This is a genomic window from Pseudomonas sp. 13159349 (assembly GCF_013305685.1).
Taxonomy (GTDB): domain Bacteria; phylum Pseudomonadota; class Gammaproteobacteria; order Pseudomonadales; family Pseudomonadaceae; genus Aquipseudomonas; species Aquipseudomonas asiatica.
Genome location: NZ_CP045553.1, coordinates 2,155,828 through 2,170,333 on the forward strand (window position 1 = coordinate 2,155,828; position 14,506 = coordinate 2,170,333).

Here is a 14,506-nt window from a genome sequence, read left to right on the forward strand (position 1 = left end):
CAGGATGCTTTATGGATGACAACTATCGTGCAGCCGTTGACGCGGCTGCGATCTTTTCCGAAACCGACCTGCGTGGAACCATCACTTACGTCAACCAGCAGTTCTGCAGCATCTCGGGCTACAGCCGCGAGGAGCTGCTGGGCGCCAACCACCGCATCCTCAACTCCGGCCTGCACGAGCCGGAGTTCTTCGTTGGCATGTGGCGGGCGCTGGCCGCCGGCCGGGTATGGAAGGGCGAGATCTGCAACCGCGCCAGGGACGGCTCGCTGTACTGGGTCGACAGCACCATGGTGCCACTGGTCGACCCGCTCACCGGAGAGGTGCGCAAGTACGTGTCGATCCGTTTCGACGTCACCGAGAAGCGCCAGCTGCTGCATACCTTGCAATGGCGTGTGGGCCATGACGTGCTAACCGGCCTGCCCAACCGCGCTTACCTGTCCGACCTGCTGAACCAGGCCCTGGCCTACTCGCGCCGTGAAGACATTTCGCTGGCTGTGTGCATGCTCGACCTGGATGGCTTCAAGGCAGTCAACGACGGCTACGGGCATGCCATGGGCGACCTGCTGTTGGTCGAGGTGGCGCAGCGGCTGAAGCACATCCTGCGCGATGGCGACGCAGTGGCCCGGTTGTCGGGGGACGAATTCGTGCTGATCCTGCGCAACGTCGAAGACCGCCAGTTGCATGCTGCGCTGCGCCGGGTGCTGCGGGCACTGGCGGCGCCTTATGTGGTACGCGAGCAGCGCCTGTCGCTCAGCGCCAGTATCGGCGTGACCCTGTACCCGCAGGACGACGAAGACGCCGACACCTTGGTGCGCCATGCCGACCAGGCCATGTATGTGGCCAAGCAACGTGGGCGCAACCGCTATCACCTGTTCGACGTGACACAGGAACAGGAACTCAAGGCTACCCACCAGACCGTGGCGCGGGTGCGCCGGGCCCTGCACAACGGCGAGCTGTGCCTGTATTACCAGCCCAAGGTCAACCTGCGCAGCGGCCAGGTGCTGGGCTTCGAGGGCTTGCTGCGCTGGCAGCGGCCAGGCCGCGGGCTGGTGCCGCCTGGTGATTTCCTGCCGGCGGTGGAGCAGACCGACCTGATCGTGGAAATCGGCGAATGGGTGCTCGACCAGGCGCTGAACCAGTTGCAGGCATGGCAACGTCAGGGGCAGCCCTGGTCACTGAGCGTGAACATCGCCGCGCGGCATTTGCAGCGTGGTGACTTTGTCGAGCGCCTGCAGCAGTTGCTGGCGGCGCACCCGGAGGTGGACCCGGCGCGGCTGGACCTGGAAATCGTCGAGTCGGTGGCCATCGATAACCTGCAGCATGTCAGCTGCTGTCTCGATGCCTGCCGCGCACTGGGTGTGCGCTTCTCCCTGGACGACTTTGGCACTGGCTATTCGTCGCTGAGCTACCTGAAGCGCTTGCCGACACAGACGATCAAGATCGATCAGTCATTCGTGCGCGACATCCTGCATGACCAGGACGACCTGGCGCTCACCGAAGCGGTGATCGGCCTGGCCCGGGCGTTTGGCCGCGAGGTGATTGCCGAAGGGCTGGAGAGCGTCGAGCACGGCCGCGTGCTGATGGGCCTGGGCTGCGAACTGGCACAGGGTTACTGCATCGCCCGGCCGATGCCGGCCAGTGCGGTGCAAGCCTGGGCGCAGGCCTACCGGCAGCCGGTGCAATGGCGTGACCCTTGATCATCAGCGGGCCATTGGCTTGACCTCGGCCAGCACCGGGTGCGCCACCAGCTTGTCGATGTGCAGGGCGTCGTCGTTCATCCAGCTTTCGCTGAGCAGCCGGTAGTGTTCCATGTCGCGGCAGCGCAGGCGCAGGCTGTAGTCGAAGTGGCCGCTGATCAGCTGGCACTCGTGCACTTCCGGGCAGTTGCGCAGGGTGGCTTCGAAGGCCTTCTGCGCGGCCCGCCCGCTTTGGTTGGACAGGGCGACCAGCACCAGCAGCGACACCCCGGGCGCGACCTTCTGCAGGTCGATGATCGCCCCGTAGCCGCGGATCACGCCACGGCGCTCCAGCTTGCGTACACGCTCCAGGCAGGGGCGCGGGGTGAGGTGGACGAGGCTGGAGAGTTTTTCGAAAGTGATGCGGCCGTCATGGCGCAGGATGTCGATGATCGCTTCGTCGATGCGGTCGAGGGGGTGGGCGTTGGCGTCCTTGGTGTCCATGCGCTTGGGCTTCTTTCAGAAGAGGGCATGGGACAGGGTAGGCGGTAAAGGGGGCCGCTGCGCGGCCCATCGCGACACAAGGCCGCTCCTACAAGGGATACGCGGTCCTTGTGTAGGAGCGGCCTTGTGTCGCGATGGGCTGCGCAGCAGCCCCAGGATCCATCAGGCGCAGACAGAACCAGCCTTGGGCACCGCCCGCAACTCCACCACCCGCGGCTGCAACAACCCATACAAATCCTTCGGATCCTCCAGCACCGGCACCAGCCCGATGTCCGTGCCGATACCCAGTGCCTGCGCCGTGTCCAGCACATAGCGCAATGCCGAGTAATCCTCCAGGGCAAACCCCACCGAGTCGAACAGCGTCACCTGTTCGCCGTGCTCACGCCCCTTGGCTTCCCCGGCGACCACACGCCAGAACTCGGTCACTGGCGAGTCTGCAGGCATCTGCTGGATCTCGCCTTCCACCCGGCTTTGCGGTTCGTACTCGACGATCACCCGGGCCCGCTCGACAATCGCCCGATGCAGCTCGGTCTTGCCCGGGCAGTCACCACCCACGGCATTCAGGTGCATGCCCGGCTCGATCATCTCCGGGGTGAGGATGGTGGCGCAGGCCTTGTCGGCGGTTACCGTGGTGACGATATCGGCCCCGCGCACCGCTTCGGCCACGGAGCTGGCGATGCTCAGCTTGAGGCCGGGGCGGTTGGCCAGGTTGGCGACCAGCTTGGCCGAGGCAGCCGGGTCGATGTCATACAGGCGGATTTCATCGATGCCCAGCAGGGCATTGAAGGCGATGGCCTGGAACTCGCTCTGCGAGCCATTGCCGATCAATGCCATGCTGCGGCTGTCCTCGCGCGCCAGGTAGCGGGCGGCCAGGGCCGAGGTGGCGGCGGTGCGAATGGCGGTGGTCAGGGTCATTTCGCTGAGCAGCAACGGGGCACCGCTATCGACGCTGGCCAGGGCGCCGAAGGCCATCACCGTGAGCAGGCCATGGCGAGTGTTCTTCGGATGCCCGTTGACGTACTTGAAGGCGTAGCGGCTGGCGTCCGAGATTGGCATCAGCTCGATCACGCCGTCCGCTGAATGGTTGGCCACCCGGGCGCATTTTTCGAAGGCGGGCCAGCGCAGGTAGTCCTGGCGGATGTACTCGGCCATTTCCAGCAGGCACGTGGGCAGGCCTTTGCGGTTGACCAGGCGGGCCAGGTCTTGCACATCGATATAGCGGGTCATGAGGGGTCTCCCTGCGGTCGACGCTTCCAGAGTGGGCTCTGGTTTCATTGTGCGGCGGGTGGGGAGGCAAAGCTGGCTGTAATGGGCTGTGGCGGCAGCGGCTTTGGCTGATTTCGCTGCGCTGGCAGCCGAATCGGCTGTGGCTGGGCCGGCGATGAGGCCAGTACAGGCCGGGGCAATCATCGCTCACGCAGCCGCTTGTACAGCGTGGTGCGGCTGATCCCGAGCCCACGCGCCACCGCCGAGAGGTTGCCGTTGGCTTGTGCCACCAGCTCGCGCAGGTCCGCCTTTTCGGTCGCAATCGGCACAGGCACCTGAGCCTCGGCGAGAAAACCCGCAGGCAGGTGTTCCAGGCCGACAGGCCCATTGCCCGCCAAGGCCAGCGCCACCTGCAGCACACTCACCAGTTCACGCATATTCCCCGGCCAGGGGTGCTGATCGAGCAGTTCGATAATGGCCGCAGGCAGCCGCGCAGGCTGCCCGGGATCACGGTAGCGCGCATGCACCTGCTCGATCAGCTGCCGGCGGTCATTGCGCTCGCGCAGCGGCGGCAAAACCACTGCCAGCCCGGCGATGCGGTAATACAGGTCCTGGCGAAAGCGCCCGGCGCGCACTTCTTCGGCCAGGTCGCGGTTGCTCGCCGACACCACGCGGATATCCACCGCCACCGGTTCGCCGCTGCCCAATGGCTGGATGCTGCGCGTCTGCAGCACGCGCAGCAGGCGGGCCTGGGTGGGCAACGGCATGTCGCCGATTTCGTCGAGGAACAGGATGCCGTGGTGGGCCTTGCGGATCAGCCCCGGGTTGCCCTTCTGGTGGGCGCCGGTGAACGCGCCCTTGTCGTAGCCGAACAGCTCCGACTCCACCAGCTCTGCGGGGATCGCCGCGCAGTTGACGGCTATGAGCGGCTGGCTGGCGCGGCTGCTGGCCCGGTGCAGGGTATCGACGAATACCTCCTTGCCTACGCCGGTTTCGCCCTGCACCAGGACCGGGATGTCCTTTTCCAGCAGCAGGCCGGCCTGCGCCAGGGCTTTCTCCAGGCGTGGCTCGGCGCTGCTGGCGGCGGGGCGGCCGGGAGCCTCGCGCGGCGGCTGCCACTGGCAATGAAAGCGGTTGCGCCCGGTGGCTTGCAGGGCGAAGGGCTGTTGCCGGGGATGGCTGAGCAGCTGTTGCAGGGGCAACTGGAACAGTTGCGCGATGTTCTGCTGCAGCGGGTTGCCCCCGAGCAGGGTGTCGGCCCGGTGATTGGCGGCCAGCACCTGCCCCTGCTCATCGAACACCAGCAGGCCGGCCCAGGGGCTGTCGAGGTTGTCGGAGGCGCTGTTGAAGATCAATTGCGCATGCTGGTCGGCATGCTTGGCGAGGATCAGGCGGTTCTCCAGGCTCTGGCCCATCATGCGTACCAGGCCCAGGGTCTGGCTGGCGGGCAGGTAGCCGTCGCTGGCCACATCGAGCACCCCGACCAGCTGCCGTTCGGCGTCGAACAGCGGCGCGGCGGCGCTGGACATATAGCGGTTCTGGCGCAGGAAGTGCTCTTCCTGGCCCACGTGGATCGCCTCGGCGCAGACCAGCGCGGTGCCCAGCGCATTGGTGCCGACACCGCGCTCGTGCCAGTGGGCACCGGCGCTGAAACCATGCTGCTGGCGCGGCTCGATGAACCGCCGCGAGCCCCAGCTGTCGAGCAGGCAGCCGCTGGCATCGGCCAGCATCACCAGGTAGCTGGCATTGCCCAGCAGGTGGGCATATTGCGGCAGCACCGCTTCGCGGGTCAGGTGCAGCAGGGCCTGGCGCCGCTCCAGCAGGGCGCTCAGCTCGGCGCGGGTCAGGCAGTCGAAGTCCGGGGCGTGTTGGGGGTGCAGGCCGTGGTCGCGGCAGCGGGCCCAGGAGGCCTGGATCAGTTGGGCATGGGGCGAAGCGGATGCGGCCATGGGCCTGTCCTGTGTGATTGTTGTCATGGGGCCGACCGCTGTTCAGTGTCGTGCACGGTTGTTCAATGTCAAACCGGCAAGTGTTCAGTTGTTCAGTGCTTGTGTTCAGTTGTGAACCTGCGATTGACCGGCATTGCCGGCCAGGCCCCGGGCCAGACGGTTGCGGCGCATCTGGCACGAAACTGGCTGTGTCCGGCAGACAAAAACCACAAGAAGGCCACGCCATGTCCCTGGTGCTGGAACAGGTCAGCCGCAGCGTCGACAACCAGGCCTGGATCGTCGATGCCTCACTGCGTTTCGAACCCGGCTCGTTCAACGTGCTGCTGGGCCGCACCCTGGCCGGCAAGACCAGCCTGATGCGCCTGATGGCCGGGCTCGATCGCCCGGACCGGGGGCGGGTGCTGATGGATGGCCAGGACGTGACTGGCGTGCCGGTGCGCCAACGCAATGTGTCGATGGTGTATCAGCAGTTCATCAATTACCCGACCCTCAGCGTTTACGAGAACATTGCGTCACCGCTGCGCCAGGCACGCATGGACGAGCCCCAGATTCGCCGACGGGTGCAGGAAACCGCCGAGATGCTGCGCATCGAAGCCTACCTGCAGCGCCTGCCGCTGGAGCTGTCCGGTGGCCAGCAGCAACGCACGGCAATGGCCCGGGCGCTGGTCAAGGATGCCTCGCTGATCCTGTTCGACGAGCCACTGGTCAACCTCGACTACAAGCTGCGCGAGGGCCTGCGCCAGGAGCTGCGCGAACTGTTCGCGGCGCGCCACTGCATTGCCGTGTATGCCACCACCGAGCCCAACGAGGCGCTGGCTCTGGGCGGCACCACCACCCTGGTGCATGAGGGCCGTATCGTCCAGAGCGGGCCTACCGCCGAGGTCTACCAGCGCCCGGGCAGCGTGCTGGCTGCCGAGCTGTTTTCCGAGCCGCCGATCAACCTGGTACCTGGCCGTATCAGCGGCAACGACGTGAGCCTGGCCCAGGCCGTGCACTTTGCTCGCAATGCCGACTTGCAGCCGCTTGCCGAGGGTGACTACCGCTTTGGCGTGCGGCCCAGCCACATCAGCCTGGTGCCGGCGCACGACGACGACCTGGAATTGTCGGTGCTGGTGGAACTCGCCGAGATCAGTGGTTCAGAGACCTTCCTGCATGTACGCAACGAACACTGGCGCATGATCCTGCACCTGCCAGGGGTACACGAATACCAGGTGGACACGCCGATCCGCGTGTTCATCCCCACCCACAAGCTGTTCGTGTTCGACAGTACCGGGGCGCTGGTGCAGGCCCCGGGGCTGCGCCAGGCAAGGAGAGGTTGATGGCCGAGATCCGCCTGCGCCAACTGGCGCACAGCTACAGCCGCCAGCCCGCCAGCGAGGCGGACTATGCCCTGCACGCGCTGGAGCATGTGTGGGAGCAGGGCGGTGCCTACGCCTTGCTCGGGCCGTCGGGCTGCGGCAAGTCGACCTTGCTCAACATCATCTCCGGGCTGCTGACCCCTTCCCACGGCGAGGTGCTGTTCGACGGCAAGCCGGTCAACCAGCTGTCACCGCAGGCGCGCAACATTGCCCAGGTGTTCCAGTTCCCGGTGGTTTACGACACCATGACGGTGTTCGACAACCTGGCGTTTCCCTTGCGCAACCAAGGGTTGGACGAAGCCCGGGTGCAGGCCCGGGTGGAAGAGATTGCCGAGGTGCTCGACCTGTCGGCCGTGCTGCGCAAGAAGGCGCGCAACCTCAGTGCCGACGAAAAGCAGAAGGTCTCCATGGGACGGGGCCTGGTGCGCGATGACGTGTCGGCGATCCTGTTCGACGAGCCGCTGACGGTGATCGACCCGCACCTGAAGTGGAAGCTGCGGCGCAAGCTCAAGCAGATCCACGAGCAGTTCAACATCACGATGATCTACGTCACCCATGACCAGCTGGAGGCCTCGACGTTCGCCGACAAGATCGCGGTGATGCACGGCGGGCGCATCGTCCAGTTCGGTACCCCGCGCGAACTGTTCGAGCGGCCGCGGCATACCTTCGTCGGTTACTTCATCGGCAGCCCGGGGATGAACCTGATCGAGGTGCGCGCCGAAGCGGACGGGGTGGCGTTCGGCGATATTCACCTGATGCTGCCCGGGCATTTGCGGGAACATCTGCAAGAGCGCCTGGCGGCCACAGGTGGTGGTGGTCGCCTGCAGCTGGGCATCCGCCCGGAATTCGTGCAGCTGTGGGACAGCCCGTTCGATGATGCCTACCCGGCACGGGTGCTGGACGTCGAGGACCTGGGCACCTACCGCATCGTCACCCTCGAGCTGGGAGGTGTCGCGCTCAAGGCACGCCTGGGCGAGGACCGCCCGGTGCCGGTGGCCCAGGCCTGGGTCAGCCTGCCGGCGCAGTGGCTGATGCTGTACCTCGACGATGTGCTGCTGGAGGCCGGGCCATGAACAAGGTGCCGAACAACAAGGCCTGGTGGCTGGTGCTGCCGGTGTTCCTGCTGGTGGCATTCAGTGCGGTGGTGCCGATGATGACGGTGGTCAACTACTCGGTGCAGGACATCTTCGACCAGTCCAACCGCTACTTCGTCGGCGCCGACTGGTACCGTCAGGTGCTGCGCGACCCGGCGCTGCACGATGCGCTGCTGCGTCAGTTCATCTATTCCGCCTGCGTGCTGCTGATCGAAATCCCGCTGGGTATCGCCATTGCCCTGACCATGCCGACCAAGGGGCGCTTGGCCTCGGTGTGCCTGATCGTCATGGCCATCCCGTTGCTGATCCCGTGGAACGTGGTCGGCACCATCTGGCAGATTTTCGGCCGGGCCGACATCGGCCTGCTCGGCGCTACCCTGGCCAAGCTCGGGGTCAGCTACAACTACGCCGGCGACCCGTTCGACGCCTGGCTGACCGTGCTGGTGATGGACGTGTGGCACTGGACATCGCTGGTGGCGTTGCTCTGTTACTCGGGGCTGCGCGCCATCCCCGACGTGTACTACCAGGCTGCGCGCATCGACCGCGCCTCGGGCTGGGCGGTGTTCCGCCATATCCAGTTGCCCAAGCTGAAGAACGTGCTGCTGATCGCGGTGATGCTGCGCTTCATGGACAGCTTCATGATCTACACCGAGCCCTTCGTGCTGACCGGTGGCGGGCCCGGCAACGCCACCACCTTCCTCAGCCAGACCCTCACGCGCATGGCCGTGGGGCAGTTCGACCTGGGCCCGGCGGCGGCGTTCTCGCTGGTGTACTTCCTGATCATCCTGCTGGTTTCTTGGCTGTTCTACACAGCCATGACCCATGCCGACAAGGACTAGGCCATGAGCACGCGCAAATCGCTGGCCCTGCTGCTGTACTTCTTCTTCCTGCTGGTGCCGATCTACTGGCTGCTGAACATGTCGTTCAAGAGCAACACCGAGATCCTCGGCGGCCTGACCCTGTGGCCACAGGCGTTCACCCTCGACAACTACCGGGTGATCTTCACCGATGCCAGCTGGTACAGCGGCTACATCAATTCGCTGTACTACGTGTGCCTGAACACGCTGATTTCGCTGCTAGTGGCGCTGCCAGCGGCATATGCCTTCTCGCGTTACCGCTTCCTCGGTGACCGGCACCTGTTCTTCTGGCTGCTGACCAACCGCATGGCGCCACCAGCGGTGTTCCTGCTGCCGTTCTTCCAGCTGTATTCGTCGATCGGCCTGTTCGATACCCATATCGCCGTGGCCCTGGCCCACTGCCTGTTCAACGTGCCGCTGGCAGTGTGGATCCTCGAGGGGTTCATGTCTGGTGTGCCGAAGGAGATCGACGAAACGGCCTATATCGACGGCTACAGCTTCCCACGCTTCTTCGTGAAGATCTTCATTCCGCTGATTGGCTCCGGCATCGGCGTGACGGCGTTTTTCTGTTTCATGTTCTCCTGGGTGGAGCTGCTGCTGGCGCGCACCCTCACCTCGGTGAATGCCAAGCCGATCGCCGCGGTGATGACCCGTACCGTGTCTGCCTCGGGCATAGATTGGGGGGTACTGGCGGCGGCGGGGGTACTGACCATCTTGCCGGGCATGCTGGTGATCTGGTTCGTGCGCAACCATGTGGCCAAGGGCTTCGCCCTGGGCCGAGTGTGAGGAGGGCAAGGCATGGAGTGGATGGCCTGGACCTTGCCGACGGCGCTGTTCTTCGCTGCCGTTGGTGTGCTGCTGCTGGGCATGACCCTGCTCGAACTGCGCCGCCCCTGCGTGGAGCGACGCGGCTTCCTGCCGCTGGTCACCAGCCGTGGCGACCGTTTGTTCATCGGCCTGCTGGCCAGCGCCTACCTGCATTTGCTGGTGGTTGGCGTCAGCGAGTGGCCATTGTGGGTGGCCTCGCTGCTGTCGCTGGCGTGGCTGGTGGTGGTGCTGCGCTGGGGCTGAGCGAGCGGCCCTGTGGGATAACTGAAACGGGAGATCACAATGTTCGACAACAAGTACAACAGGCGACATTTGACCCTGGCCGCGTTGCTGGTACTGGCCAGCGTGCAGGGCACAGCCTGGGCCGACCAGTACGAGGATGCGGCAAGGAAGTGGCTCGGCAGTGAGTTCAAGCCTTCGACCCTTACCCCTGAACAGCAGTTGGCCGAGTTGAAGTGGTTCATCAAGGCTGCCGAACCGTTCCGTGGCATGAAGATCAACGTGGTGTCGGAAACCATCACCACCCATGAATACGAGTCCAAGGTGCTGGCCAAGGCCTTCAGCGAGATCACCGGTATACAGCTGACCCACGACCTGCTGCAGGAAGGCGACGTGGTGGAAAAGCTGCAGACACAGATGCAGTCGGACAAGAACATCTATGACGGCTGGGTCAACGACTCCGACCTGATCGGTACGCACTTTCGCTACGGCAAGGTGGAATCGATCACCGACCTGATGGCCAACGAAGGCAAGGACTACACCTCGCCGACCCTGGACCTGAAGGACTTCATCGGCATTTCCTTCACCACCGCGCCGGATGGCAAGGTCTACCAGCTGCCGGACCAGCAGTTCGCCAACCTCTACTGGTTCCGTGCTGACTGGTTCGAGCGGCCCGAACTGAAGGCCAGGTTCAAGGAAAAATACGGCTACGAACTTGGTGTGCCGGTGAACTGGTCAGCCTACGAGGACATTGCCAGGTTCTTTACCGAAGACGTCAAGGAAATCGACGGTAAACGCGTCTATGGCCACATGGACTACGGCAAGAAAGACCCGTCACTGGGCTGGCGCTTCACCGATGCCTGGTTCTCCATGGCGGGTGGCGGCGACAAAGGTTTGCCCAATGGTCTGCCGGTGGACGAATGGGGCATTCGCGTGGAGGACTGCCATCCGGTGGGGTCCAGCGTGACCCGTGGCGGCGACACCAACGGCCCGGCTGCCGTGTATGCCACGCAGAAATACGTGGACTGGATGCGTGCCTATGCGCCCAAGGAAGCCCAGGGCATGACCTTCTCCGAAGCCGGCCCGGTGCCGGCCCAGGGCAACATCGCCCAGCAGATCTTCTGGTACACCGCGTTTACCGCCGACATGACCAAGCCCGGTCTGCCGGTGGTGAATGCCGACGGCACGCCGAAGTGGCGCATGGCGCCTTCGCCGAAGGGGCCGTACTGGGAGGAGGGGATGAAGCTGGGCTACCAGGACACCGGTTCGTGGACCTTCTTCAAGTCCACCCCCGAGAAGCAACGCCTGGCTGCGTGGCTGTACGCCCAGTTCGTCACCTCCAAGACCGTGTCGCTGAAAAAGACCATCGTCGGCCTCACGCCGATTCGCGAATCGGACATCAACTCCCAGGCCATGACCGAGCTGGCGCCCAAGCTGGGCGGGCTGGTGGAGTTCTACCGCAGCCCGGCGCGGGTACAGTGGACACCGACCGGCACCAACGTGCCGGACTACCCGCGGTTGGCGCAGTTGTGGTGGAGCCACATCGCCGAAGTGGCCAGTGGCGAGAAGACCCCGCAGGAAGCGCTGGACGGCCTGGCCCGCGACCAGGACCGGATGATGGAGCGCTTGCAGCGGTCCAACGCCCAGGCCACCTGCGCACCGAAGCTGAACCCGGAGAAGGATGCCCAATACTGGTTCGACCAGCCTGGGGCGCCGAAACCGAAACTGGCCAACGAAAAGCCCAAGGGCGAGACAGTCAGCTACAACGAACTGCTGAAGTCGTGGGAGGCGGCCAGGAAGTGATCGGCTGAGCACCGCGCTGGCTTCTTCCCACAGGTACCCCGCGCATCTTGAGAGCGGCGCAGTACTTGTGGGAGCGGGCAAGCCCGCGAAGAAGCCGGCGCGGTGCATAGTTTACGGGCAAAAAAAACGGCACCTGCCAGAGGTGCCGTTTTCATATCACGCGGTCTTACCTGTGCAGCTCTTCAGCCGCATACAGCGTGTTCTCCAGCAGGCATGCGCGGGTCATCGGCCCGACGCCGCCCGGCACCGGCGTGATCCAGCCGGCGCGCGGCAGGGCGGTCTCGTAGACCACGTCGCCGACCAGCTTGCCGTCTTCCTGGCGGTTGATGCCCACGTCGATAACGATGGCACCTTCCTTGATCCATTCACCCTTGACCAGGCCAGGCTTGCCTGCGGCCACTACCACCAGGTCGGCGCGGCCGACATGGCCGGGGAGGTCCTTGGTGAAGCGGTGGCAGACGGTCACGGTGCAGCCGGCCAGCAGCAGCTCCATGGCCATCGGGCGACCAACGATGTTGGACGCGCCGACGATGACCGCGTTCATGCCGTACAGGTCCTGGCCGGTGCTTTCCAGCAGGGTCATGATGCCCTTCGGTGTGCACGGGCGCAGCAGCGGGATGCGCTGGGCCAGACGACCGATGTTGTACGGGTGGAAGCCATCCACGTCCTTGTCCGGGCGGATGCGCTCGAGCAGCAGCGAGGCGTCCAGGTGCGCCGGCAGCGGCAACTGCAGCAGGATACCGTCGACGGCCGGATCGTCATTGAGGCGGTCGATCAGCTCGGTCAGGGCCTGCTGCGTGGTTTCGCTGGGCAGGTCGAACGCCTGCGAAATGAAGCCGACCTCTTCGCAGTCCTTGCGCTTGTGCGAGACATAGACTTGGGAGGCGGGGTCGGTGCCGACCAGGATCACCGCCAGGCCCGGCGTACGCAGGCCTTGCTGGCGACGCTCCACGACACGTTGAGCGATCTGCTGGCGCAGGCTGGCGGCGATCGCCTTGCCATCGATTAGGTGTGCAGTCATAGACGCGTGATTAACCATCGAGAAGGAAACAATTAAAGAGGGCGCATTCTCGCACGACATGGGCCAAGGGCAAAGGCGGGTGGTCGGGCAAATCCCCTAAGCCCTTAAATAATTTAAATTTTTTTGAGAAAGGTGTTGACGACTTTCAGGCTCGCCTATAAGATTCGCCGCACTTGTCGGGCACAGCCTAGCACTGGTTGGCGAAGTCGGGCAGAATGAGTGGTTTAGCAGTTACCTGTTAAAGGTCTCGTTCGGTTAGGCTTCAAGCTTAAGCGCCCGTAGCTCAGCTGGATAGAGCATCCGCCTTCTAAGCGGATGGTCGCAGGTTCGAGTCCTGCCGGGTGCGCCATTTAGGCAGCTTTGGCAAGCAAGTAGGCTGTAATGCAATATGGTGGGCGTAGCTCAGTTGGTAGAGCGCTGGATTGTGATTCCAGTTGTCGTGGGTTCGATTCCCATCGTCCACCCCATATTCTTCAAAGGCGCCTCGATAGCATCTGGCGCCTTTGTTTTAAGCGTTACGCGGACGTGGTGAAATTGGTAGACACACTGGATTTAGGTTCCAGCGGCGCAAGCTGTAAGAGTTCGAGTCTCTTCGTCCGCACCATGCTTCTGTAAGGTTGTACTGCAACATCGCAAGACCGCAATATGGTGGGCGTAGCTCAGTTGGTAGAGCGCTGGATTGTGATTCCAGTTGTCGTGGGTTCGATTCCCATCGTCCACCCCATATTCTTCGAAGGCGCCTTGATCGTGAGATCGGGCGCCTTTTTGTTTTGCGCCCTGATCTGGCGGCGCTGCGCTCAGGCGAGGGCAGGGCTGTTTTCCGGTATCAGGCGCACCTCTACGCGATGCCCGAGGGCGCGCGCTGCGCTGGCCAGGGTTGCCAGTGTCATGCCTGAGTCGTTCTGGTCGAGCGCCCGGTCAACCGCGGTGCGACTGGTGTGCATGCGCTCGGCCAATGCCTTCTTGCTGATCTTCTGCGCTTTCATGGCCTCGGCGATCTGCCAGGCGATCACGCGCTTCAGGGCGGCTGCGGATACCTCCTCTGCAAGGTCCTCGCTTGCCAGGAAGTCGTCGAAGTCGGAGCCGATATGTATGGTCATTGCTTGTGCCTCTTTATGGCGGCTTGGCGCTGCCTGGCGGCGGCCAGGTCCGGCGCTGGTGTTTTCTGGCTCTTCTTGATGAAGCCGTGAAGCAGGATCATGGTGTTTCCATCCACGGTAAAAAGTACCCGGGCGATCGTGTTCTCAAGGTTGACCCTGGCCTCCCATAGGCCTTTCCCGAGCTTCCTGACAATGGGCATGCCTAGCGGCCATCCGATTTGTATTGTCTTGATCTCGGTTCCAATCAGGTATTTGTGGGTGCGGGGGAGTGAGGTCAACCATTCGCGTACAGGCTCATTGCCGGCTTCGGTGCGAAAGAAGCGGACATCTAGTGTTGTCGTGTTCCTGCCCATGGAAGTGTACCAAAAAAGGTGCTCCATTCAAGCGCAGGGCAATCGCTTGTGCCATAGCGTGTTTCCCGCAGTGCTGTAGGAGTGTTCGCCGGGTTGCAAATCAATCGATCCCGGCCCTTGCAATCCTCTGGTGACACCCCAATAAAAGCTGTTAGATTTCAGCCGGTTGAAACACTGGCCCATTTGGCCGGCAGAGGAACAACCCGATGATCGCAAAAGAAGGCCGTCAGGCCCTGGCGCTACAGCGCTTTGCCGAGGCCAACCCGCAGCTGCTCGAAGAGATCCGTGAGCTGGATGCGCGCGAGCAGGCCCAGCAGATCGAGTGGGCGTTCGAGGATGCGGCCGAGGAGCTGGGTATCCAGCCTTGGGAGCTGGCCCTGCAACTGATCGCCGAAACCCCCGAGCAGCTGCAGGCCATGCGCCTGGAGACGCACCGCGAGGTAGCCGAGGCGCTGGGGATGGAGTGGGAGGAGTACTGCCAGTTCAACGAAATCGAACCTGAATAAAGGAAGCGAATTCGTTGGTGGCAGTTGTTTGA

At 63.8% G+C, this 14,506-nt stretch carries 14 protein-coding genes and 4 tRNA genes; 12 read left to right on the forward strand and 6 right to left on the reverse strand.

From position 1 onward, the window contains the following. Nucleotides 1-11: 11 nt before the first annotated feature. A complete protein-coding gene (locus GEV38_RS10165) occupies nucleotides 12-1,697 on the forward strand; it encodes a bifunctional diguanylate cyclase/phosphodiesterase (RefSeq protein ID WP_015269685.1) in 1,686 nt (561 codons plus the stop codon). 3 nt (nucleotides 1,698-1,700) lie between these two features. Here the strand turns inward: GEV38_RS10165 and GEV38_RS10170 are convergent, their stop codons facing one another. The 3 genes from GEV38_RS10170 to GEV38_RS10180 form a co-directional block, all read right to left on the reverse strand. Next, a complete protein-coding gene (locus GEV38_RS10170) occupies nucleotides 1,701-2,180 on the reverse strand; it encodes an Lrp/AsnC family transcriptional regulator (protein WP_015269686.1) in 480 nt (159 codons plus the stop codon). A 162-nt stretch (nucleotides 2,181-2,342) separates the two neighbouring features. Then, the gene (locus GEV38_RS10175; RefSeq protein ID WP_054572837.1) at nucleotides 2,343-3,407 is read right to left on the reverse strand and encodes an ornithine cyclodeaminase; all 1,065 of its coding nucleotides are present in this window, start codon (nucleotides 3,405-3,407) and stop codon (nucleotides 2,343-2,345) included. A 179-nt stretch (nucleotides 3,408-3,586) separates the two neighbouring features. Continuing rightward, nucleotides 3,587-5,335: a sigma-54-dependent Fis family transcriptional regulator gene (locus tag GEV38_RS10180; RefSeq protein ID WP_015269688.1), complete on the reverse strand. Its 1,749-nt coding sequence runs from the start codon at nucleotides 5,333-5,335 to the stop codon at nucleotides 3,587-3,589. Between the two features lie 224 nt (nucleotides 5,336-5,559). On the opposite strand from GEV38_RS10180, the gene GEV38_RS10185 reads away from it, so the two are divergent. The 6 genes from GEV38_RS10185 to GEV38_RS10210 are packed head-to-tail and all read left to right on the forward strand — an operon-like array spanning nucleotide 5,560 to nucleotide 11,494. Continuing rightward, nucleotides 5,560-6,654 carry an ABC transporter ATP-binding protein gene (locus GEV38_RS10185; RefSeq protein WP_015269689.1) on the forward strand — a complete coding sequence of 365 codons (1,095 nt, stop codon included), beginning with the start codon at nucleotides 5,560-5,562 and terminating at the stop codon, nucleotides 6,652-6,654. Continuing rightward, on the forward strand, nucleotides 6,654-7,766 hold the full coding sequence (locus GEV38_RS10190) for an ABC transporter ATP-binding protein (protein WP_015269690.1): 1,113 nt from the start codon (nucleotides 6,654-6,656) through the stop codon (nucleotides 7,764-7,766). The genes GEV38_RS10185 and GEV38_RS10190 overlap by 1 nt, the downstream gene beginning before the upstream one ends. After that, nucleotides 7,763-8,626, forward strand: a complete 864-nt coding sequence (locus GEV38_RS10195; RefSeq protein ID WP_015269691.1) for a carbohydrate ABC transporter permease — start codon at nucleotides 7,763-7,765, stop codon at nucleotides 8,624-8,626. Before GEV38_RS10190 ends, GEV38_RS10195 begins: the two co-directional genes overlap by 4 nt. 3 nt (nucleotides 8,627-8,629) lie before the next feature. Beyond that, a complete protein-coding gene (locus GEV38_RS10200; protein ID WP_013971876.1) occupies nucleotides 8,630-9,430 on the forward strand; it encodes a carbohydrate ABC transporter permease in 801 nt (266 codons plus the stop codon). 12 nt (nucleotides 9,431-9,442) lie between these two features. Continuing rightward, a complete protein-coding gene (locus tag GEV38_RS10205) occupies nucleotides 9,443-9,715 on the forward strand; it encodes a DUF2160 domain-containing protein (RefSeq protein WP_013971877.1) in 273 nt (90 codons plus the stop codon). Nucleotides 9,716-9,754: 39 nt separating this feature from the next. Further along, entirely contained in the window at nucleotides 9,755-11,494 is a 1,740-nt protein-coding gene (locus tag GEV38_RS10210) for an ABC transporter substrate-binding protein (RefSeq protein WP_013971878.1), read from the forward strand. 166 nt (nucleotides 11,495-11,660) lie between these two features. Here the strand turns inward: GEV38_RS10210 and folD are convergent, their stop codons facing one another. After that, a complete protein-coding gene (gene folD, locus GEV38_RS10215) occupies nucleotides 11,661-12,515 on the reverse strand; it encodes a bifunctional methylenetetrahydrofolate dehydrogenase/methenyltetrahydrofolate cyclohydrolase FolD (RefSeq protein ID WP_015269692.1) in 855 nt (284 codons plus the stop codon). 272 nt (nucleotides 12,516-12,787) lie between these two features. Between folD and GEV38_RS10220 the strand changes: the two genes are divergently transcribed. The 4 genes from GEV38_RS10220 to GEV38_RS10235 all read left to right on the forward strand — a co-directional run bounded on the left by GEV38_RS10220 (nucleotide 12,788) and on the right by GEV38_RS10235 (nucleotide 13,239). After that, nucleotides 12,788-12,864: transfer RNA gene (locus GEV38_RS10220), tRNA-Arg, on the forward strand. Nucleotides 12,865-12,906: 42 nt separating this feature from the next. Further along, nucleotides 12,907-12,982 (forward strand) — tRNA-His (locus GEV38_RS10225). Nucleotides 12,983-13,034: 52 nt separating this feature from the next. Beyond that, a tRNA-Leu gene (locus GEV38_RS10230) sits at nucleotides 13,035-13,119 on the forward strand. A gap of 44 nt (nucleotides 13,120-13,163) precedes the next feature. Beyond that, nucleotides 13,164-13,239, forward strand: a tRNA-His gene (locus GEV38_RS10235). Nucleotides 13,240-13,312: 73 nt separating this feature from the next. On the opposite strand, the gene GEV38_RS10240 is transcribed toward GEV38_RS10235, so the two are convergent. Together GEV38_RS10240 and GEV38_RS10245 are read right to left on the reverse strand one after the other, a co-directional pair. Continuing rightward, nucleotides 13,313-13,615, reverse strand: a complete 303-nt coding sequence (locus GEV38_RS10240) for an XRE family transcriptional regulator (RefSeq protein WP_015269693.1) — start codon at nucleotides 13,613-13,615, stop codon at nucleotides 13,313-13,315. Further along, entirely contained in the window at nucleotides 13,612-13,968 is a 357-nt protein-coding gene (locus GEV38_RS10245) for a type II toxin-antitoxin system RelE/ParE family toxin (RefSeq protein WP_015269694.1), read from the reverse strand. The genes GEV38_RS10240 and GEV38_RS10245 overlap by 4 nt, the downstream gene beginning before the upstream one ends. Nucleotides 13,969-14,174: 206 nt before the next feature. Between GEV38_RS10245 and GEV38_RS10250 the strand changes: the two genes are divergently transcribed. Then, nucleotides 14,175-14,474, forward strand: coding sequence for a DUF6388 family protein (locus tag GEV38_RS10250; protein ID WP_015269695.1), 300 nt, complete (start codon nucleotides 14,175-14,177; stop codon nucleotides 14,472-14,474). Nucleotides 14,475-14,506 lie beyond the last annotated feature (32 nt).

Bases quoted from the DNA above. Each gene is read 5' to 3' on its own strand.
- folD (WP_015269692.1), bottom strand. From the start codon at position 12,515: ATGACTGCACACCTAATCGATGGCAAGGCGATCGCCGCCAGCCTGCGC.
- GEV38_RS10185 (WP_015269689.1), top strand. From the start codon at position 5,560: ATGTCCCTGGTGCTGGAACAGGTCAGCCGCAGCGTCGACAACCAGGCC.
- GEV38_RS10180 (WP_015269688.1), bottom strand. From the start codon at position 5,335: ATGGCCGCATCCGCTTCGCCCCATGCCCAACTGATCCAGGCCTCCTGG.
- GEV38_RS10210 (WP_013971878.1), top strand. From the start codon at position 9,755: ATGTTCGACAACAAGTACAACAGGCGACATTTGACCCTGGCCGCGTTG.
- GEV38_RS10175 (WP_054572837.1), bottom strand. From the start codon at position 3,407: ATGACCCGCTATATCGATGTGCAAGACCTGGCCCGCCTGGTCAACCGC.
- GEV38_RS10200 (WP_013971876.1), top strand. From the start codon at position 8,630: ATGAGCACGCGCAAATCGCTGGCCCTGCTGCTGTACTTCTTCTTCCTG.
- GEV38_RS10240 (WP_015269693.1), bottom strand. From the start codon at position 13,615: ATGACCATACATATCGGCTCCGACTTCGACGACTTCCTGGCAAGCGAG.
- GEV38_RS10190 (WP_015269690.1), top strand. From the start codon at position 6,654: ATGGCCGAGATCCGCCTGCGCCAACTGGCGCACAGCTACAGCCGCCAG.
- GEV38_RS10250 (WP_015269695.1), top strand. From the start codon at position 14,175: ATGATCGCAAAAGAAGGCCGTCAGGCCCTGGCGCTACAGCGCTTTGCC.
- GEV38_RS10170 (WP_015269686.1), bottom strand. From the start codon at position 2,180: ATGGACACCAAGGACGCCAACGCCCACCCCCTCGACCGCATCGACGAA.
- GEV38_RS10245 (WP_015269694.1), bottom strand. From the start codon at position 13,968: ATGGGCAGGAACACGACAACACTAGATGTCCGCTTCTTTCGCACCGAA.
- GEV38_RS10195 (WP_015269691.1), top strand. From the start codon at position 7,763: ATGAACAAGGTGCCGAACAACAAGGCCTGGTGGCTGGTGCTGCCGGTG.
- GEV38_RS10165 (WP_015269685.1), top strand. From the start codon at position 12: ATGGATGACAACTATCGTGCAGCCGTTGACGCGGCTGCGATCTTTTCC.
- GEV38_RS10205 (WP_013971877.1), top strand. From the start codon at position 9,443: ATGGAGTGGATGGCCTGGACCTTGCCGACGGCGCTGTTCTTCGCTGCC.